This is a genomic window from Metapseudomonas phytobenefica, assembly GCF_043392685.1.
Classification (GTDB): Bacteria; Pseudomonadota; Gammaproteobacteria; order Pseudomonadales; family Pseudomonadaceae; genus Metapseudomonas.
The window spans coordinates 121848-141958 of sequence record NZ_JBHZGM010000010.1; the positions used below are offsets into that span (position 1 = coordinate 121848).

Annotated in this window: 12 protein-coding genes; 2 read left to right on the forward strand and 10 right to left on the reverse strand. The window is 64.1% G+C overall.

Annotated elements, in window-relative coordinates:
- The first annotated feature begins 38 nt into the window (after positions 1–38).
- The gene (locus ACFW0B_RS11135; RefSeq protein ID WP_449148010.1) at positions 39–1313 is read left to right on the forward strand and encodes an anaerobic sulfatase maturase; all 1275 of its coding nucleotides are present in this window, start codon (positions 39–41) and stop codon (positions 1311–1313) included.
- Between the two features lie 178 nt (positions 1314–1491).
- On the opposite strand, the gene ACFW0B_RS11140 is transcribed toward ACFW0B_RS11135, so the two are convergent.
- From ACFW0B_RS11140 to ACFW0B_RS11170, 7 genes are all read right to left on the reverse strand, one after another.
- Positions 1492–3921, reverse strand: a complete 2430-nt coding sequence (locus tag ACFW0B_RS11140; protein ID WP_449148012.1) for an efflux RND transporter permease subunit — start codon at positions 3919–3921, stop codon at positions 1492–1494.
- A gap of 30 nt (positions 3922–3951) precedes the next feature.
- On the reverse strand, positions 3952–5025 hold the full coding sequence (locus ACFW0B_RS11145; RefSeq protein ID WP_449148014.1) for a WD40/YVTN/BNR-like repeat-containing protein: 1074 nt from the start codon (positions 5023–5025) through the stop codon (positions 3952–3954).
- Between the two features lie 73 nt (positions 5026–5098).
- Positions 5099–6460, reverse strand: coding sequence for a DUF1329 domain-containing protein (locus tag ACFW0B_RS11150; protein ID WP_449148016.1), 1362 nt, complete (start codon positions 6458–6460; stop codon positions 5099–5101).
- Between the two features lie 32 nt (positions 6461–6492).
- Complete coding sequence (locus ACFW0B_RS11155) at positions 6493–8331, reverse strand: DUF1302 domain-containing protein (RefSeq protein WP_449148018.1); 1839 nt, start codon at positions 8329–8331, stop codon at positions 6493–6495.
- Positions 8332–8390: 59 nt separating this feature from the next.
- Positions 8391–9560 (reverse strand): thiolase C-terminal domain-containing protein, encoded by a 1170-nt coding sequence (locus tag ACFW0B_RS11160; RefSeq protein ID WP_449148020.1) that lies wholly within the window; start codon positions 9558–9560, stop codon positions 8391–8393.
- A 420-nt stretch (positions 9561–9980) separates the two neighbouring features.
- Positions 9981–12584 carry a LuxR C-terminal-related transcriptional regulator gene (locus tag ACFW0B_RS11165; protein ID WP_449148022.1) on the reverse strand — a complete coding sequence of 868 codons (2604 nt, stop codon included), beginning with the start codon at positions 12582–12584 and terminating at the stop codon, positions 9981–9983.
- 428 nt (positions 12585–13012) lie between these two features.
- Complete coding sequence (locus ACFW0B_RS11170; RefSeq protein ID WP_449148024.1) at positions 13013–13771, reverse strand: SDR family NAD(P)-dependent oxidoreductase; 759 nt, start codon at positions 13769–13771, stop codon at positions 13013–13015.
- 258 nt (positions 13772–14029) lie between these two features.
- Here ACFW0B_RS11170 and ACFW0B_RS11175 point away from each other — a divergent pair, with 258 nt between their 5' ends.
- Positions 14030–15217, forward strand: a complete 1188-nt coding sequence (locus tag ACFW0B_RS11175; RefSeq protein ID WP_449148026.1) for a thiolase C-terminal domain-containing protein — start codon at positions 14030–14032, stop codon at positions 15215–15217.
- A gap of 36 nt (positions 15218–15253) precedes the next feature.
- Here ACFW0B_RS11175 and ACFW0B_RS11180 read toward each other — a convergent pair whose 3' ends face one another.
- The 3 genes from ACFW0B_RS11180 to ACFW0B_RS11190 form a co-directional block, all read right to left on the reverse strand.
- Positions 15254–16279, reverse strand: coding sequence for an AraC family transcriptional regulator (locus ACFW0B_RS11180; protein ID WP_449148028.1), 1026 nt, complete (start codon positions 16277–16279; stop codon positions 15254–15256).
- A 165-nt stretch (positions 16280–16444) separates the two neighbouring features.
- A complete protein-coding gene (locus ACFW0B_RS11185) occupies positions 16445–18013 on the reverse strand; it encodes a class I adenylate-forming enzyme family protein (RefSeq protein ID WP_449148030.1) in 1569 nt (522 codons plus the stop codon).
- Between the two features lie 117 nt (positions 18014–18130).
- Complete coding sequence (locus tag ACFW0B_RS11190; protein ID WP_449148032.1) at positions 18131–19405, reverse strand: acyl-CoA dehydrogenase family protein; 1275 nt, start codon at positions 19403–19405, stop codon at positions 18131–18133.
- Between the last annotated feature and the right edge of the window lie 706 nt (positions 19406–20111).

Below are 20111 nucleotides of genomic sequence, written 5' to 3' on the forward strand. Positions count from 1 at the left end.
GCAGCTCGCCAGGCGGTCGGCACAGCGGTGACCCAACGATGCACAATCCCGAACCCATGCCCCAGGGCCTGCACCTCATGGCCAAGCCGGTCGGGCCAATCTGCAACCTCGATTGCAGCTACTGTTTCTACTTGGAGAAGGAGCAGCAGTTTCCACCTCGCGAGCACTTCCGCATGGACGACAAGGTCTTGCGCGACTACGTGCAGCGCTACATCGCGGCACAATCCGGCCCAGAAGTGGAATTCACCTGGCATGGTGGCGAGCCGACCCTGCTCGGCCTGGAATTCTTCCAGCGCGCCTGTGACTACCAGCGCCGCTTCGCCGGCGGCAAGGTCATCCGCAATACTCTGCAGACCAATGGCACCCTTCTCGACGACGACTGGGGCGACTTCCTCGCCCGCGAGGGTTTCCTGGTCGGTCTCAGCCTCGATGGCCCGCAGGAGGTGCATGACCTCCATCGTCCGGACAAGCGCGGTCGCTCCAGCTTCGACCAGGTGATGCGAGGTCTCAGTGTGCTGCAAAGGTACGGGGTCGAATTCAACGTGCTGGTTACAGTGGCCCGCGAGGTCGCCCGCTACCCGCTAGAGGTCTACCGCTTCCTCAAGGCTGAGGGAGTGCGGCATATCCAGTTCAATCCAGTGGTGGAGCGACAGCCCTCCGCCCCCGAGCAGGGCCGCGGCCTGCACTTCGCCACACCGCCAGAGCTGCGCCTGCGTGTCTTGCCTGAGTCGGCACCGGTCACGCCGCAGACAGTCGAGCCCGAGCGCTATGGCGACTTCCTGATCGCCATCTTCGACGAATGGGTGCGCCAGGATGTCGGCCAGGTCCACGTGATGAACTTCGAATGGGCACTGGCCTCCTGGTGCCAGCTGCCACCTTCGGTCTGCCTGTTCGCCGCGCGTTGTGGCAAGGCGGCGATCGTCGAGCATGACGGCAGCCTCTACTCCTGCGATCACTACATGTACCCGGAGTACCGACTGGGCAACATCCAGACTGACGATCCCGCCACTCTCCTCGCTTCCCCCGCGCAGCAGGCCTTCGGCGCGGCCAAGGAAGAGGCGTTGCCGGCTTATTGCCGCGACTGCGACTACCGCTTCGCCTGCCATGGCGAATGCCCGAAGAACCGTTTCATGACCACGCCCGATGGCGAACCCGGCCTGAACTACCTGTGCCCGGCGTACAAGAAGTATTTCCGCCACCTGACGCCCTACTTGAACACCATGGCCAAGCTGGTCAGCCACGGCCAACCAGCCTCGCTGATCATGCAGGCGATTTCGGGACCGCTGCTGGTGCCGCTGGGGACGAAAGGCTGAGAATCGCCAGGTTTGCAGTAGCTGTAGGAGCGAGCTTGCTCGCGAACGATCCGAGCGAGACCATTCGCGAGCAAGCTCGCTCCTACACAAAGCCCACGCTACGGCGCTCCCGCTAGAGCGAAGCGAAGCCCATCAAAAAAACCCGGCACGCGCTTGCGTGCCGGGCTTTTTCGCCTCCTTAGCGAACCTTGCGCAGAAGGAAGTGAGAGAGCGCCGGGATCAACACCAGGGCACCGACCATGTTCCAGATGAACATGAAGGTCAGCAGGATGCCCATGTCGGCCTGGAACTTGATCGGCGACCAGGCCCAGGTGACTACCCCGGCGGCCAAGGTGATACCCACCAGCGCCACCACCTTGCCGGTGAAGGCCACCGCATTGCGGTACGCCACGCCCAGGGAGAGTCCGGCGCGCTGCTGGGCCAGCTGGACGCTGAGCAGGTACAGGGCATAGTCGACGCCGATGCCCACGCCCAGCGCGATCACCGGCAACGTGGCCACCTTCACACCCATGCCCAGCCAGACCATCAGGGCTTCGCAGAGGATCGAGGTGAGCATCAGCGGCACCACCGCCACCACCACCGCGCGCCAGCTGCGGAAAGTGATGAAGCAGAGCAGGATCACCGCGCCGTACACATAGAGCAGCATGGTGCGGTTAGCCTCGCGCACGACGATATTGGTCGCGGCCTCGATCCCGGCGCTGCCGGCGGCGAGCATGAACTGGCGGTCCTCGGTGCTGTGCTCGCGGGCAAAGCCTTCGGCCACCTTCACCACGTGGTCGAGGGTCTCGGCCTTGTGGTCGGTCAGGTAGGCCACCACCGGCATCATCGAGCAGTCGTTGTTGAACAGTTCCGGGTTATTTACCGACGCTTGCTGGGCGCCGTAGTTGAGGACGTTCTGGTTGCGCGCGATGGTCAGCCACTTCGGGTTGCCCTCGTAGGAGCCGGCGGTGATCTGGCGCACGGCGTTCACCAGCGACACCGTGGTCTGCACACCCGGCTGCTGTTGCAGCAGCCAACCGAGGCGATCGGCCTCCACCAGGCTCTCGTACTTCAGGCACCCCTCCGTGGGGGTCTTCAGCATCACCGCGAAGAGGTCACTGGACAGCGAATAGTTGGAGGTGATGTAGGCATTGTCGCGGTTGTAGCGCGAGTCCGGGCGCAACTCCGGCGCACCGGGGTCGAGGTCGCCGATCTTCAACTGCAGGCTGACCACGAAGCCGAGCACGGCGAGCAGGCCGGCCACTACCAGGGCCGCGCCGGCCCAACGGCGCTCGGTGAAGCGGTCGAGCAAGCTCCACAGCGCTCCCAGGCCCTTGCCGCGCAGCTCGTCGTTCTCGCCACGCAGGCTGCGCTCGGCGGCCTGGCGGCTGACGCCGAAGTAGGACAGCAGCACGGGCAGCAGCACCAGGTTGGTGAAGATCAATACCGCCACACCGATGCTGGCGGTGATCGCCAGGTCCTGGATCACCGGGATATCGATCAGCATCAGCACGGCGAAGCCCACGGCGTCAGCCAGCAGCGCGGTGAGCCCGGCGAGGAACAGCCGGCGGAAGGTGTAGCGCGCCGCCACCAGCTGGTGGGTGCCACGCCCGACATCCTGCATGATGCCGTTCATCTTCTGCGCGCCGTGGGACACGCCAATGGCGAAGACCAGGAACGGCACGAGGATCGAGAAGGGATCGAGGTTATAACCGAGCAGCGCCACCAGCCCCAGCTGCCAGGCCACTGCGATCACCGAACAGAAGATCACCAGCGCGGTGCTGCACACGCAGCGGGTGTAGAAGTAGATGATGGCGGTGGCGATCAGCGCGGCGGCGCCGAAATACATCATCACCTGTACCAGGCCGTCGAGCAGGTCGCCGATCAGCTTGGCGAAACCGATGACGCGGACCTTGATCGGCCCCGTGCCCTCCTCGCCCGCCACCCGCGCCGCGCCGTCGAATTCGTACTTGTCGCGCAGCTTCTCTTCCAGGGTGCGGGAGAACGCGTGGTAGTCCATGGCCTTGCCGGTGACCGGGTCCTTCTCCAGCAGCGGCACGAAGATCATGCTCGACTTGAAGTTGTTGCCCACCAGGCTGCCGACGATGCCGGAGCGGGCGATGTTCATCCGCAGTTGCTCCATGCCCTGCGCCGAACCATCGTAGGCGTCCGGCATGACCGGGCCGCCACGGAAGCCTTCCTCGGTCACTTCGGTCCAGCGCACGGCCGGGGTCCACAGCGACTTCATCCAGGCGCGGTCCACGCCCGGCGTGACGAACAGCTCGTCGTTGACCTCCTTGAGCACCTGCAGATAGCGCGGGTCGAAGATATCGCCGCCGCTATTCTCCACCACGACCCGCACCGAGTTGCCCAGCCCCCGCAGGGACTGGCGGTTATCCAGGTAGTTCTTGATGAAAGGATGACTCTGCGGAAGCATTTTTTCGAAGCTGGCGCTGAGGGTCAGGCGCGTGGCGGCGTAGTAGCCCAGCGTCAGGGTGGCGAGCAGGCACGCCAGCACTACCAGTAGCCGGTTGTTGAAGATCAGGCGCTCCAACAGATTGCCGGAGCGCGCATCGAAGCCCTTCAGCTCCTGGATCACCGGCATGGTGTCGAGTTCGTAGTTGCCCATGGTTGGCGGCTCTCTGAAAGTCGGGTTGGCTCATTGGAGGGGCAGCAGGCGTACGCCACGGGTTCCCACCAGCACCAGCGAGTCGCCGCTGGCTAACACTGCCGAGACCGGGCCGAGGGCATCCTGCGGCTGCACGGCGAAGCTGGCACCGTCGTCGGTGCTAACCAGCACATGGCCGGCCTGGCTGAGCAGGACGACCCGTCCAGCGGGGTCGAGGGTGGCGGCAACGATGCTAACCGGCAGACCGAGCTCGACCTTGTGCCAGTTGGCGCCACGGTCGAGGCTCCGATAGAGGTTGCCGCGCAGGCCGTAGACCAGGGCCATCCCCGGCTTGCCGATGACGCCGAAATAGGAGCCTTCGTAGGGCGTTACCACAGCCTTGAAACGCCCACTGGCCGCATCCAACTTCAGCACCAGGCCCTGCTCGCCGACGATGTAGAGGTCATCGCCCACCGCATGCAACCCATAGAAGTTCAACGCGCCGGGGTTCTCGGTGCGCTCCATCCAGGGCGTCCAGCTGCGGCCGCCGTCGTCGGTACGGAAGATCAGGTTGAAGGCGCCGACCACATAGCCGACCCGCTCGTTCTCGAACCAGACATCGAGGAAGGGTTTGTCCGCGCCCTCCTCCGTCATCCGCTGCGCTTCGGCGACCAGCGCGGCGATAGCCTCGTTCTGCGGCTCGGCCGCGGCCATGGCCTGGTAATGCGCGAGCATCCGTGGGCCTATCTGGCGGCCGTCGAACTGCCGGGTCCAGGTAGTCCCAGCGTCGGCGCTGTGCAGGACCACGCCATCGTGGCCGACCGCCCACCCCTGGCTGGCGCTGGGAAAGTGCACCGCCACCAGGTCGGAGCTGACCGGCACCTCGGCCTGCTGCCAGCGCCGCCCGGCGTCATCGGAATAAAGAATGTGCCCGCGCTGGCCAACCACCACCAGACGCTCACCCGCACTTGCCAGTCCGGTCAGCGGGCCCTGGACGGCCAGGTTGCTGTGCAGCGCGGGGGTGTCCAGCGTATCCGCGAACTCCCCTGCCACCACCTGCCGGGTGAAAGGCAGCGCCACTGCCAGGGCCAGCGCGGCAAGCACCATCCACTTGTAGATATTCATCGGCTGCATCTCAAAAAATACGCCACCGAGGGCACGCCCCACGGTGACGAAAACCACGCTCAAAGGTGTCGCATCAGCGGATGCCCGTGCCGGCCAGGGATTCAGGCGACCATTGCGCCTTCGACAAGGGCTGGATGTACTTCAGGCCGCCATGGGGACCGTAGATGCCGGTGATGTTGTAACTGCCGGAAACCAGGTCGTAGATCATGTGGTTGTCCGAGTTGGGCGCCTGCACGTCGTAGCTGAACGCCAGGTGGGCGAAGGAGCCGCGGTAGAGCTGTCCGTTGGCGTCATACTCGTCGGACGCCAAGGCGATCCAGCTGTCCTCGTCGAGGTAGAAGGTGCGCTTGCTGTAGATGTGGCGCTTGCCGGGTTTCAGCGTCGCCTCGACCACCCACACGCGGTGCAACTCCCAGCGCACCAGGTCGGGATTGACGTGGTTCGGCGTGGTGATATCGGCCGCCTTCTCGTGGTAGTTCAGCTTGTAGGTGTTGTAGGGGACGTACATCTCCTTCTTGCCCAGCAGCTTGAAGTCGTAGCGATCCAGCGCACCGTTAAACACCCAGGCATCGTCATAGGTGGAGCTGCCGGAGGAACCGGGGTTCGGCGTGTCATAGGCGATATCCGGCGCCAGCTTCACGCGACGCTGCCCTGGCAGGTACTGCCAGCCGCGACGGGGTTGCTTGAGCGGGTTGACCGCATCCTGCACCAGGATCGCCTCGCCGGCACGACGAGCCGGTCCGGTGTAGCTGATCTTGGTCCTGAAGAAGAGATCGCTGGCCTTCGCCGGTTCGTTGCGGCTCGGGTCGTACAGCGGGTACTCGATGAAGACGTTGCCAGTGGTCGCCAAGGTCGCGTGACCCGAGGAGTCGACGTTCCAGGAGTCGTACTTGAGACTGGTGGCATGCCCCTGGTAGCGCAACAGGTGGTTCCACATGGCTTCATTGCCGTCGTTGGGAATCGGGAAGGGCACACCTGGCAGGGCATTCTCCAGGGCGAGGCCACCTTCGGCGATGCGGGTGCCAACGGCATTCTTCGCCGTGTTGTCGAGCAGCTTCTGCGGCAGGCCCACAGTGCGGTGGGTCGGGAAGACGTCGACACGGAAGCTGGGGAAGCGCTTGAGCAGCTCCAGGGTCGTCGCAGTCAGCTTGCTCGCTTGCTCGGCAGCGTTCTTGCCATCGATCACCAGCTTCGGCGATTCGCCGGCAAAGGGATCGGGGCGCATAGTGCTGCCTTGCTGGTAGCTGGGCGGCGGCGTGGTCAGGCCGCCCTGGTACTCGGGGATGCTGCCATCGGCGTTGCCCGCTTTCTCCGCGCCAACCGCGGTCAGGGTGGTGCCGAGCTTCGCGGCGACTTCCGGGGATACCGCCGCGTGGGCGATACCCGTCATGGCCACCGAGAGGCTGGCGGCCAGCAGTGTATTGACGAATTTCATCGGTATTCTCCTGCGATCAGGCAGTGGTTCGATCAGAAGGTCGTTTTGAAGGTCAGGGTGACCATGCCGCGATCCTTGAGCTGCGACGGAACGCCGGCGAATGCCGTGGGCTGCCCCACCGTGCAGTTGTACATGCCGTTAGCGCCGGGGGTTGCGCCCTCACCCTGGATGCCGCCTGCGGGGGCGGTTCCTGCCGCGTCGCAGGTGTCGAAGGGCCCGAAGTTGTCCACGTACTTCAGGTCGAAGCGGTACTGGTTGCGCACATCCATGCCAACCCCGACCGAGTAGCTGCCGGCATCCTCGTTGCCGCCCAGTTGCACGGCGGAATGTCCCTTGAGGCCGACGTTGTAGTTGACCGGCAGGTACATATCGATGCCGGGGAGGACCTGGTACCAGGTCGGATTGAAGTTGATACCCAGGACGTAGTTGTCCTTGGTCACCTTGTCGACGCCGCGGTACCAGCTCTCGCCCTTGAACAGCTGCTCGTTCTCGGTCACGTCCAGCCAGCGGCTGTAGGCCAGTTCCACCAGGAGCGACGCGGAGTCCCAGACCGGCGTGTCGCCGAAGGTGGCCAGGCCATTTAGCACCGCGTGCAGTGTGTTGCCCCGGGCCACGGCGTTGTCGCCGTCGAAGCTGGAAATGAACCCGGGCAGCCCGGCCGCCGCCCCCGCCGGACTGACCGTGGCCGGCACACTGGCCAGCGGCATGTTTTCGCGGTAGTTCAGGTCGAAGCCAACGCTGACCCCGGCGATGCTTTTCGACAGACTGATGCCGTAAACGTCGATGTCGTCGACGTAGAACTGGTTGTAGGTACCGATGTTGCCGGAGACCAGCTGGACAGGCCCGACGGTGACAGGCTGCAGGGCCAGGTTCGGCAGCACGTCGGAGGTATTGCGGTAGTAGACGCCCAGGGTGCCGTCGAGCCATTCCGGGCTCCACTTGGCCATCAGGCCGAAGTCGCCACGCTTGTCCGGGGTGAAAGCGTGGCCATTGGTCAGGCGCAGGAACTGGTTGGCGCCGATCGGCCCCGGCGCGCCGAAGAACGGGTTGACGCCGCCGATCAGCGAGAGGTCGTCGCCGCCGTGCTGGATGCCGTCGTTGAAGCCGAGATAAGTGCCGGACTCCGGCAGTCGCGACGGGTCCCAGTCGAGGAAGTACTGCGCGCCTAGGCTGAATTCCGGCGTCACCGTCAGGTTGGCGGACAGCTGATTGCGCGGGATGAACAGCTCCTTGGCCTCGGTGCCAGGCACCGCCAGCGCCTTGGAGATATCCAGGCCGGATTGGCCGTAGCTGTTGCCGTGGGCGAAGGCGAGGATGGCTTCGCCCCAGTACTGGGTATGGCTGCCGAGCTTGGCGCTGAGCAGGGATTGCTCACCGAACTCCACACTGCCGAAGACGAAGGCGTCGAGAATCTCGGCGGAAGGGCCGTTGTAGTAACGGTCGGCATAGCCGCTCAGGCTGCGGGAATCCGGGCGACCGTCATTGAGCTGGTTGGTCGCGGCGTTGGCGCTGCCGACCTTGTCATAGGCATGGTCATACCAGCTGTTGCTGCTGACCCGGAAGCCCATCTGCTCTTTGTAGATCACGTCCAGTTCAGTGAGCAGGTCGATGCGTTGGGACACCGCGCTGCCGGCGGAGAAGTTGCGGTTACCGTCATTGTTGTTGAAGGAATTGGCCAGCTTGGAGTTGGCGCTTTCCACCCGCTGCGCGTAGTTCAGCTTGAGGGTGTTGTCGACGCGCACGGCCCAGTCTTCGCTCCCGGTGTCGAACTGGAACGCGTGCACCGGCGAGAGTCCGAGCCCTGCCGTGATCGCGGTCGCCAGCAGGCCCCGGTGCAGATTCGTGTGACAGGTCTTATTGTTGTTATTCATCTAGCTTGCTCACCTTCTCTGTTGTTTCACCAAACGACATTCACGCGTCCCATGCCCGCTCAGCCCAATGTGCGTTGCAGGACAGTTACCGATACCGATCGGCCCAGTGCCGAACTGTGTTGCAGCGCGGTACGCGCGCCTGCGATCTGGCGGCCCTCGGCTTGGCCGCGCAGTTGCCAGACCAGCTCGGTGATCTGCGCCAACCCCGTGGCGCCGGGCGCGTGGCCGCGTCCCAGCAGGCCGCCCGAGGGACATACCGCGACCTGGCGGCCACGCGTGCTGAAGTTCTGCAGGACGAACTGGTCCAGCTCCTCCTCACGGCAAAAACCCAGGGCGGCGCTGTTGATCATGAAATCACCGACGCTCTGGTCATGGAGTTCCACCACTTCGATCTCGTCGGGCCCGATACCGGCCTGCTCGTAGGCCTTTTGCGCCACCCGGCGGGTGGCGGCGCGCCCGAGCACGTCGAGCACGCTGGCAGACTCCAGTTCCGAGGTTGTGTCGCTGCTGCGCGCGCAGCTCAGCAGGGCCACATCGCGACGGGCGCCGTAGCGGGCCACGAAGCTCCGTGAACAGAGCAGCACCGCCGCAGCTCCGCAGGCCGGCGGGCAAAGGTAGGGAGCGAGCCAGCCGTCGAAGCAGGACGAGCGATTCAGCACGGCATAGGGATTGATCCTGGCCTGGCCTCGGGCATGGCCGAGCACTTGCTCGAAACTGCTTTCGGCAATCCCCATGCGGGTCAGCAGCCAGTTGGTCTGGGAGGCGAACAGCGCCGCCGGATGCTGCCGGCGGTGAAGGGATGCCAAGGGGTCGCTGCGATGGTGCAGGCTGTCCCACTCCACGCTGGGGTATTCATCCATGCCGAAGAATGCGCGGTTGGTCACGCCTGCCGGCATGCATTCGTAGCCCAGGACCAAGACACATTCGGCCTCGCCGCAGAGCACCGCGTGGCGCGCCAACTGAAGGGCGCTACTGCCCGACGCGCAGCCATCGCTGACATTGAAGATCGGCACGCCGGTCAGGCCAACGTGGGCGAGTACCCGCTCGCCGCTTCCTGCCTCGCACTGCACGCACGAGGTGAACACCTGGTCGACCAGGTCGTAGTCGATGCGGGCATCTTCGAGCGCCGCGCGAATCGCCCGGCCTGCCAGCGCAGCGGTACTGTCGCGAGTGCCGAGCGGAACGAACGGCGTCATCCCCACCCCTGCGACCAGCACGCTATCTGCCATGACCCTACCCCTCGATTACCCGCATTCAGCGGAAAGTCGTTCGCGACCCGATACAAGAGGCACCCCGCCCGCCTTTAGGGGAGCAGTGCCTCGACTTGCGAGTCAGACTATGGGTAGTTCTCCAAGCGGCCACCCCCAACGACAGGGGGTATGGGTGGTGTCTGGGGGGCATGGATTTCGGGGGCTTGTGCAGGAGGCAGGAGAGAACAGTAGCCCGGATGAAATCCAGGAGCGGCGGTTGGATTTCCCCGGATGGCATCCGGGCCACCGAGCGCGGTTGTAGGGTGCGCCATGCGCACCGCCGCCCGCCCCCCACGAGTCGCTGATGCGGACAGCGCACCCTACTGTGGGAGCGAATTCATTCGCGAATCGTCGCGTCAGGCCCGCATCGCGACTGAAGTCGCTCCCACAGTGGCCAGGTCAACCTGCCGATTCGAGAATGCCCAGCATGTAGGCGCGATCCACCACATGCTTGCGGGTGCCGGCCTGGAACTTGCCGAAGAGGTTCTTCAGGTGCCACTTCACGGTTTCCTCGCCGACATTCAGCGCCTGGGCGATCTGCTTGTTCGACAGATTGCGCGCCAGCAGTTGGAGGACTTCGCGCTCCTTGGGGGTGAGCAGGCGGCTAGGCGACACGGCCATGGGAACCGCCTCCAGACGCGCAGGCTGTGCCGCTGGAGTTAGGTTCTCCGTCGGTGACGGGGTGCCGTCGAGACGAATCTGCTCTGCCCAGCGGGCCAGGTCAGGGTGGCTGTCCTGAACGATGCGCCGCAAACCGTATTCATCGGCGAGGCTGATCGCTTCCTTCAGGCTAGGCAGCCCGTCCAGCCGGGATTCCTTGAGGGCCAACGCCTTGAGTAGCTTCAACTGGACCACTTCGCGGCCCCGACGCAAGCGCTCGGCGATCTCGTTGGTCATGTTCAGCTCCAACAGCATGGCCGGCCAGTCCCGCGCCGCAAGGTGGACATAGACCCTGGCCAGGCCGACCGAGATGCCCAGCTCCGATCCGAGCAGCCCGTGCCCCTGGCGCACCGCTTCGGGTATCCATTTCTCCAATCGTCGCCACAGTGCCTGGCAGGTGTCGCCCCGGCCATGCAATGCATTCAGGCGGATCTGCTCGCCGAGGGCGACTATGCAGAAGCGTGGGATGCCGCGCTCTTCGCCTAAGGCCGACAAGGCTTCCAGCAGGTCGTGGCCACGATGCGGCTGCCCTTGCAATGCGGCCAGCCGCGCCGCGGTGAGAAAACCCATTGAGATCGCATCCGGCGACGCGAGGCGCTCGATCACATCCAGCCGGTTTGCCAGCACCGTGGTCGCTTCCTGAACCTCACCTCGTTCGAGCAACGCCGTGGCCAGGCCGCAGGCCAGGATCACCGCCACCGAACTGCGCCGCCCGATGTCCTTTTCGGCATGCGCCAGGCTGTCGCGAAACGCGGCTTCGGCCTGCTGGATGCGCCCCTCGCACAGATACGACATGCCGAACACCCATTTACCGAATCCACGGATGGCATCGAGCTGTGGCGTCCAGAGGTAGTTGGGGGTCCGCTGGTAGACCCGCCGCGCCTTCTCGGGCTGCCCCTGGAGCAGCAGGAGTACGGCGACCTGGTTGGCGAGCATGGCTTGCAGCTTGATCGAGCCGGCCGGCAGCTTTTCCATCCACGGCGCGGCGATTCGCAACGACTCGTCCGGGCGGTCGGCAAAGTAATAGGCCGCGGCGGCGATGGCCGTTGCTTCCCCGCGCATGTCCTCGTCGGCGGCCGGGTCCTGCTGGATACGGTCCACCAGGCGCAGCGCCTCCACATGCCGCTCGCTCAGCGCAAGAACCCACGCGGCGGCCACGCACATCCTCGGGCGCGACTCCACCTCCTCGGCGGGAAGTTCGTCGAGCCAGTCCTTAACCCGGCCGAACTGCCCACGTATCGTGATCTCGTACAGGCAGCGTTCGATATTTCGATAAGCCTGCTCCGCCTGGCCGGCCTGCAGGAACTGGCGCGCAGCCTCCTCAAAGAATGCGTGTTCCTCGAGCCAGTTGGCCGCCCGTTCATGCAGCAATTGGCGGTGCTCGGCCGACAGACCAGCAAAGCGTGCCTGGAGAAACTCCCGCGCCAGGGGATGGATGCGCACCCAGTCGCTGTCGAGCCCCTCGGCAAAAATTGGCGTCGACGCGCACAAGCCGCGCAACAGCTGATCCGCGCGCTCATCGCCGGTGAGCGCCGCGCACAGCGATGGATGGACCATGTCCAGCAGTGAAATACAGGTAAGGAACTCCACCTGCTCGACCGGCAACTGGGCGACCAGGCTATCGACGAAGTAACGCTGGATATCGCCCGAACAGGCCGAGAGCTCGTCAATGGCGGCTATCAGATTGCTGCTCTTCTCAATGGCGGCAACCGCTAGTTGCAGGCCCAACGGCCAACCTTCAGTTATCTCGTGCAGATGCACGCAGCCGTCTGGATCAATGCGCGATCCAAAGCGACTGGCGAGTATCGCCACGGTCTCCTCGACGCGGAAACGCAGGGCATCGGCCGCGATGCCGACATACAGTCCGCGCGCCAGCAAATCTGCCACCTGCAGCTTCAGACGACTGCGCGAAGCCATGATCACGCGCAGGTTGGCCGGTGCGTTGTGCAGGAGATAGGTCAACGAATAACGGGTGGTGGTTTCGGGCAGCGTATCGGCCTCATCGAGGATCAGCACGGTTTCCACGCCGAGGTCGGCGACTTCCGCCAGCCAATCGGTCAGGCCGTCGAGCCCGTCCCTGGCAGGGGGCATCGTCCGCCCGGCGTTCACCGCAAAAGACTGCCGCCCGCTGCCCAGCGCCATGGCGGCGGCCAGGCCATGGACGAAGCGGCTGCCATCGTCATGGGCATCGAGGGTCAGCCAGGCGACCACCGCACCGCGGGAGAGAAATTCGCGGCGCCATTGCGCCAGCAGCAGGGTCTTGCCGAAACCGGCCGGAGCGTGCACCGAAATGGCCAAGCGGTCAGCCAGATCGGGCGAATCGATGCTGAGCCGCTCGCGCATCTGAGTACCCTTCTGATTGCGGGGCGGCGTTGTCTTGAGAACCAGTTCGGGCTCTATCCGATCCACGTTGGCGATGCCTCTCTGCGGTCCCGTGCACTGGGTGATCGGGCCGGGCCAGCGATGGCCGACGACTCCAATGCCTGGGCATTTTCTTGTTATGGGGAGAAGGTCATGCCCTAGGCACTTTGCGATCTTGCACCGCCGCTCAGCGTGGCACGCGATGCGCCGGCCCGCCACTTCATCCAGGCTGTCTCCTGGCGGGAAAGGTTTCCGAGCATTGCAACAGCCTGATGTGCGTGGGCCCTTCTCCAGGGGCTAGCCGCACGAGAATAAATCAGCGCCGCACATCTGTCCCCCTAGCGTCGAGGAGTATGCGAAGCAAAAGCGGCCGCCGACGCCCACCAGGGGACGACAGCGGCCGCGCGGAGTCATTCCGGCAGGGCGAATCCGGCAATCAGGCCCGCATCCACCGTGTGGACCGAACCATTCACATAAGCCGCCTGGTCCGAAGCCAGCCAGGTCACCAGGTTGGCCACGTCTTCCGGCTGACCCGCGCGGCTCACGTGGGAGGCCAGCGAGGCGAACAGCGCACGCTCGCTCTCACTGAGGTTGTCGGTGGTCATCGAGGTCTGGATGAAGCCGGGCGCGATGGCAACGCTGCGGATGTTCCGCTTGCCGTACTCCAGCGCGCAGGCCTTGGTCAGACCGATCACACCGTGTTTCGCCGCGGTGTAATGCGACAGGGTGGACATACCCACCAGACCGTCGACAGAGGCGGTGTTGATGATCACGCCGCCGCCACTGGCGAGCATGGCCGGAATCGCCGCATGGGCGCAGTAGAAGACACCGTTGAGATTGATGTCGATGACCCGGCGCCACTCCGCCGGGGCCAACTCGGCGGTCCGCGCACGCGCACCGGAGATGCCGGCATTGCTGAACAGCACGTCAACGCGTCCGAAGGTGTTCATGGCGCTGTCGACCATGGCCTGGCAGGCCGCCTCATCGGCCACGTCGGTAAGCACCACCAGGGCTTCGCCGCCGATCAGCTCCAGGGTTTCCTGAAGGCCTCGTTCATTGACATCCGCCAGCACCACCTTGGCGCCGAGGCGCGCAAACTGGATCGCCGAAGCACGGCCAATGCCGCCGGCCGCGCCGGTCACGATGACAACCTTTCCAGTGAAATCCACGTTGATTCTCCTCACACAGGCCACATTGGCGTTCTTGTTGGCCCTGACGTTAATCCCGCGCCCGGCCCCCGGACTTGTCCTTCCACGCAGAACGCTTATCCCGAAACGAGCAGATTGCAGGCGCCCGGCAGACGGATTTGTCCCTGGAGGCCTGACTTGTTATCAGCTCGACACGCGCGGGCTCCACGGCACGAGGCTTTGTGGATACTCGGTTGCACGCAGCCAGAACCAGCGTCCACGAACAGCCAAGAGGTCACTATGAGTACCGAAATCGTAATCGCCGGGGTGGGCATGGTGCCCTTCCGCAAGCCGGGTCAATCGGAAAGCTACGACGTCATGGGCGAACAAGCTGCACGCGCGGCGCTCAAGGACGCCGGCATCGACTACGCACTGGTCGAGCAGGCCTTCTGCGGCTACGTCTACGGCGACAGTTGCGCGGGGCAGGCGGCGCTCTACCGCTTGGATATCAGCGGCATCCCGATCTTCAACGTGAACAACAACTGCGCCAGCGGTTCGTCGGCCTTCGCCCTGGCTGTCCAGGCAGTCCAGGGGCAGCAGGTGGAGTGCGCACTGGCGCTGGGCTTCGAGCAGATGGCGCCGGGGGCAATCAACATGCTCTTCCCCGACAAGCCGAGCCCGATCGCGCGGCATGAGCAGGCCATCTTCAGGATGATGGACATGAGCCCCGAGGAGCGCGCCGTGCCGCCGGCGGTCGGCATGTTCGGCGCCCAGGTCGATGCCATGCTCGGGATGGGGGTGACCGAGCAGACCCTAGCGGCGGTTTGCGTCAATTCCCGCAGGCACGCCGCCCACAATGAGAACGCCATCTTCCGCACGCCACTGACGGTCGAAGAGATACTTTCCACACCTCCCCTCTTCCGTGGGCTGCGCAAGAACTACGCCTGCCCGCCGAGTTGCGGCGCAGCCGCCGTGATCGTCTGCACCCCGGAGTTCGCCCGTGCCCATGGCATCCGCGCCGACGTACGCCTGGCCGGGCGCGGCTGGAGCAGCGACCGCAGCAGTTTCTTCGAAGGCAGCGTGATGGATGTCATGTTCCAGGCCCTGAGCCGCGATGCGGCGCACAAAGCCTATGAGGATGCCGGCATCGGCCCGGAAGATGTCGACGTCATCGAACTGCACGACTGTTTCGCCAGCAACGAGCTGGCCACCTATGTCGCGCTGGGGCTGTGCCGGCAGGACGAGCTGAACGCCTTTGTCGCAGCCGGGCGCGGCACCTATGGCGGCGACTGGGTGATCAACCCCTCGGGCGGCCTGCTGGCCAAGGGGCATCCGCTGGGTGCGACGGGACTGGCCCAGTTGACCGAGCTGACCTGGCAGCTTCGCGGTGAGGCCGGCCCACGGCAGATGCCGGGGGCCCGGGTCGCGCTGCAGCACAACGGCGGCCTGGGCAGCGCCGGCTTCGTGCATATCCTGAAAAAGTACTGACCTGCCAGGGTGGGCTGGAGTACAGAGCCGCCCGGCTCAGCGCTCCAGCCCGAGGTCTTGGCGGTACTGTCGCGGCGACTGGTTTGTCCAGCGTTTGAAGGCGCGGGTGAAATTGCTCACTTCGGTGTAGCCGAGGGAGAAGGCCGCTTCGGTTACCGAAACCGAGCTGCGCGACATCATCGCCAGGGCCTGCGTGCGGCGGGTACTGTCGAGAATCTCCTGGAAACTGGTGTCCCGCGCAGCAAGCTTCAACTGCAGGTTGCGGGTGCTGATGTGAAGTTGCTCGGCCACCCGGTCCTTGTTCAGGGCCCGCACGGATAACGCTTCGCTGATGAGCGACCGTACGCGATTGACGATGTCGCTGCGGTCGATCCGCTGCAGATACTCCATCACCGTTCGATCATGGCCAAGGGCGAGCTCCTCGTTGGCACCGGGCAGCCGCTTGTCTACCTGTGCGACGTCCATGACCATGATGATCTCAGGCCGATCGAATTCGATATCGCACTGGAAATAGTCTCGATACCTCTGTGCCTGGCCTTCCGGTTGTGGCCGTGTCAGTTCGAGCTTCCTCAATTGGAAGCGATTGCCGGAGATGGTGCGCAGCAGGTTGGTGACCAGGGCAATGTAGGCATCCTGCGTCTCGAAACAGGTGTCTGTCCCTTTTGTGCTGGCACTGATCAGCAGGAACTGATTGCCATGCTCTTCACAACGGATATCGGCGTTTTGGGAAACGACCCGGTAGAAGGCACTCAGGCGTTGGGCAAAATCTCGAATCGAGATGCTGGACAGCAATGCGAAGCCCATGGCGTGCAGATTGGCCGGGCGCATCGTTTCTCCGACTCGCAAGCCGAAACCGGGATCGCCGCTGGCCTGCACCGCAGCGGCGTAGAGTCGCGAGATAGTCGGGTTGTCGATGCGGACCAGGGGATCGGTGGTGGTGGGCAATGACAGGCCGCAGGTGTGGAAGATGTCCTCCGCGACGATACCCAGGTTTTCCAGGGCTTCGGCAATCGCGATGGCGTAGGCGCCGATGATCGATGAGTTGTGCGTGACCTCTTTCATTCGGCTGCTCTCCGCCAGTGCTCAGTGCGAGTATCAGTCACTGCGCATGGGGCCCGGGACAGCTGGGGAAGCAGGTCCGGTGACGCAGCGTTGTCCGCGCCACCATAGGTCAGCTGCGGCTGGAGGCCGCCCCCCTTGGCTGGGGGGCTGCGACGGAGCGGCTGGTCAATTCACCGCGCGAGCCTTGTCCGACCAGTACGCCTTGCGCAGCTCGGTCTTCAGCACCTTGCCGGCCGGGCTGCGCGGTAGCTGTTCGATGAAGTCGACGCTCTTGGGGGTCTTGACGCTGCCAAGGCGCTCCTTGACCAGGGCGATCAGATCTTCCTCCGCACAGACCTTGCCGGGCTTGAGCTGGACAATGGCCTTCACCGCTTCGCCCCACTTCTCGTCGGGGATGCCGATCACCGAGCAATCCTGCACGGCCTCGTGGCCGGTCAGCACCTGCTCGATCTCGTTCGGATAGACGTTGAAACCGCCGGTGATGATCATGTCCTTCTTGCGGTCGACGATAGTGATGTAGCCGTCCTCGGACATGACCCCGACATCGCCCGTGTGGTGCCAGCCATGAGTGCGCACCTCGGCAGTGGCCTGCGCGTTCTTGTAATAGCCCGGCGTCACCAGATCCCCGCGAATGCAGACCTCCCCCGCTTCGCCGCGCGCCACTTCTACCCCTTCGTCATCGAGGATGGCCACGCTGTTGAGCACACACGGTCGGCCGATGGATTGCAGGCGTGCCTCATTGATCGAGCCATCGGCCTGCAGGTAGTCCCAGGGCGCCTTGGCGGTGATCGCTGCCGGTGCTTCGGACTGGCCGAAGGCCTCGGACATCACCGGGCCGAAAACCTGCACGGCTTCCTTCAGTTTCTCCAGCGAGGTCGGCGCGGCGCCCACCAGGAAGTGCTTCAGGGAGCTGAAATCGCGCTGACGGATCTCCGGCAGCGCCAGGAGCATGTAAAGCACGGTCGGCGGCAGGAACAGATGGGTCACCCGATAGCGCTCGATCGCATCGACAATGGCCTCGGGCTGGGCCACGGCCATGATGACGTTGGTGCCGCCACGGGCGAAGTGCAGGCAACCGCTGAGCCCTGCGGTATGCGTCATCGGCGCCACCACCAGGTGGCGGGTATCGTCGTGGTAGGAAAAATGCGCGTAGAAATTGCTGAAGAAGGTGTGGACGTTGCGATGGGTGATCATCACGCCCTTTGAACGCCCGGTGGTGCCGCCGGTGGGATAGAGAGCGAAAATGTCGTCCAGGCTGCCGCTACCCGGTTCCGGGGTGTAGCTCGGCGGCGCGCCTTCCGACCAGGCCGCGAGGGAGATGCCCACGCCGCAATCGCCATCGATGCACACCAGTTCACGCAGGCCGGGGCAGCTCGCTTTAAGTTGCGCGGCTTCCTTGGCGTAGACGCTGTGGAACAACAGCAGCTCGCCGTCGAAGTCACTGAACAGCTCCGCATTGGCCGCCACCGTATTGCGCGGATTGACCGGTAGCCAGACGCAGCGGGCACGGAATACGCCCAGCAGGGCGAGAAACGCGACGCTGCAGTTGGGCGCCAGGATGCCCACATGGCCGCCTTCGTTGAACCCGTTATGGGTGATCGCGCCTGCGATGGCCTGGGTCACGTTTGCCGCCTGGGCATAGGTGAGCGCCCCCGCGTCGTTGCCGACGTCGACGAAGGCTAGGTTGTTCGGATAGAAACGGACCGCGTTATCGAAGTGTTCGATGATGCGCATGGCAACTGTGCTCCCGTGCAAGAGTGCCGCGACGGCCGGCTTTCGTCGGCGCAGCCGTCTCCCCGGGGCCGCACTTAGGCAGTCCCGAGGAAGTTTTTTCGGAGGGCTATCGGATGGTCAGTGGTTGCGCTGGTAAGCGCGGCTCAGCCAGTGCATGGCCTTGAGCTTGAGGGTGTTGGTCTCGCCGTCTTCGATCATCGATGCCCGTGCATCACGCAGAAGCTTCTCGATCGGGTACTCGCGGGTCAGGCCGTTGCCACCGAAGAGTTGCAGCGCTTCGCTGGCCACCTGGAAGGCGGTCTCGGTGACATAGGTCTTGCTGGTGATCGACGCGGCCAGGTGCGGGCCCTTGTCGCAGTAGTTGTAGGCAAACACCCGCTGGGTGATGGCGCGCGACAGCTCGACTTTCTGCCACAGGTCGAAGGTGCGCAGTTGCACGCTCTGGTGATTGATGATCGGTGTTCCGCCTTGCTTGCGTTCGTGCACATAGGCCAAGGCATGTTCGTAGGCCGCGCGAGCAACCCCGGTGAAGGTCGCCGCCATTTCCATGTTGCCAAACGTCAGGGCGCTGAAGAAGCTGGTCATGGCCGCTTCGCCCTCGGCGATCACGTATTTCCTCGGCACACGCACTTCATTGAAAAACAGCTCCCCCTGGGGCAGTGGACGCTGGCCCAGCTTCTCCAGCGGCTTGCCCTTGGAGACGCCCGGCAGGTCGAGCGGAATCAGTATGCCGATGTGGTTCAGCCCACGGCCATTCTCATGCTCCAGGCCCTGGCCGTAGTCGCAAGGAATGTAAGCGAGGGTGGTCTGCGCAAGGGGTGCATAGGAAACCCAGGCCGAGGATTGGCCCTGCACGATGACCTCGTCTCCTACTACCCGCGCATACAGATTGCCGCGCGATTGCCGGGTTCCGGGCTGGACGATGCTGCCGTCCATGTCGGCGGCATCGCTGCCGCGATCGGGCTGGGTCGCCAGCCAGCAGCCGGGAAGCGAGCCGAATCGCTCGATGATTTCCGCATCGCCGGTGTTGTGCGCCGCGAATGCGGGGAAGGAAGACGCCAGGGCGGCGATGGCCAGACCGGAGTCACCCCAGCCAAGCTCTTCGAAGATGATCGGCATGATGCGGGCTTTCTGCTGGTTGTCCATGCCGGCAATGGCGGCGAGGTCAAGGAGACCCGACTCATGCACCTGGCGCAGGTAGTCGAACAGCGGCGATCCCGGGGCGACCACTTCTTCGGCGGTCATCTTGTCCAGCTTGGCGCCGAGCGGACGCATCACGTCTCGGGCGAAGCCGTGAGCCGCCTCCTGAATGGCACGTTCTTCTTCGCTCAGATCAGCTTCCAGCCCTTGAAGGCCGAGCACGGGCTCGACGATTTTGTTCAGATCAAACATTTGCCGTTTCCTCTTGTTCTTGTCCCGTAGCGACACGGTGAGGATCCGCACTGGTCGTCATCAGGACGAACAGAAAGGACCGATGTAAAGGCATCGGATAGCACCCCTAGGCATGCACCTGCGGATTCCCGATTGCATGGGCTGAAGCCTAACTGGCCATGGATCGGCAGGCTTATCGTATCGGGCAGATAGGTTGTCCCGGCGAGCGCTATTGCAGCGTCAATGCCCGTCGAACCTGGAAGGTTATCAGGCGCCCTTTAAGGGGCCTCGCGGAGCAGGCCGGGAGATCGGGGAGCGGGAATTGGAGTTTGCCCGGAATTCATCGGGGCTATTAGTCGCGCGCGGCTGGGCTGGACACCCCATGCAGCCGGAACTGGCCTGCATGCGGGCACAAAACCCTGCTATCGCTCAAATACCTCGTCTGCACAGATGCAGAAGCAACGCATCGATTTCGGAGAACACCACCGCCGCAGTAGCCGGCGTACGGAAAATGGCCTCAAGGATTTTGCGCTGTCGATTCTTCATGGCGGGAATGACAGCAGAAAATGATCACAAAACATGCAGAGCTTAAGTTGAGTCGTATCCGCTCCATAAACCCCACCTGCCCATAGCCTGCTGATCATTGGATGCTGAGCTCCCGTTTTCACTGGAGCTCACCACCATGATGCGTCCCGACGCCAAGGTGCAGAAGGTCTACCTCTATCCC

What these genes read in the sequence shown, in the direction of transcription:
- ACFW0B_RS11135 (WP_449148010.1), top strand. Translation starts at nt 39, where the DNA reads ATGCACAATCCCGAACCCATGCCCCAGGGCCTGCACCTCATGGCCAAG.
- ACFW0B_RS11140 (WP_449148012.1), bottom strand. Translation starts at nt 3,921, where the DNA reads ATGGGCAACTACGAACTCGACACCATGCCGGTGATCCAGGAGCTGAAG.
- ACFW0B_RS11145 (WP_449148014.1), bottom strand. Translation starts at nt 5,025, where the DNA reads ATGAATATCTACAAGTGGATGGTGCTTGCCGCGCTGGCCCTGGCAGTG.
- ACFW0B_RS11150 (WP_449148016.1), bottom strand. Translation starts at nt 6,460, where the DNA reads ATGAAATTCGTCAATACACTGCTGGCCGCCAGCCTCTCGGTGGCCATG.
- ACFW0B_RS11155 (WP_449148018.1), bottom strand. Translation starts at nt 8,331, where the DNA reads ATGAATAACAACAATAAGACCTGTCACACGAATCTGCACCGGGGCCTG.
- ACFW0B_RS11160 (WP_449148020.1), bottom strand. Translation starts at nt 9,560, where the DNA reads ATGGCAGATAGCGTGCTGGTCGCAGGGGTGGGGATGACGCCGTTCGTT.
- ACFW0B_RS11165 (WP_449148022.1), bottom strand. Translation starts at nt 12,584, where the DNA reads ATGCGCGAGCGGCTCAGCATCGATTCGCCCGATCTGGCTGACCGCTTG.
- ACFW0B_RS11175 (WP_449148026.1), top strand. Translation starts at nt 14,030, where the DNA reads ATGAGTACCGAAATCGTAATCGCCGGGGTGGGCATGGTGCCCTTCCGC.
- ACFW0B_RS11180 (WP_449148028.1), bottom strand. Translation starts at nt 16,279, where the DNA reads ATGAAAGAGGTCACGCACAACTCATCGATCATCGGCGCCTACGCCATC.
- ACFW0B_RS11185 (WP_449148030.1), bottom strand. Translation starts at nt 18,013, where the DNA reads ATGCGCATCATCGAACACTTCGATAACGCGGTCCGTTTCTATCCGAAC.
- ACFW0B_RS11190 (WP_449148032.1), bottom strand. Translation starts at nt 19,405, where the DNA reads ATGTTTGATCTGAACAAAATCGTCGAGCCCGTGCTCGGCCTTCAAGGG.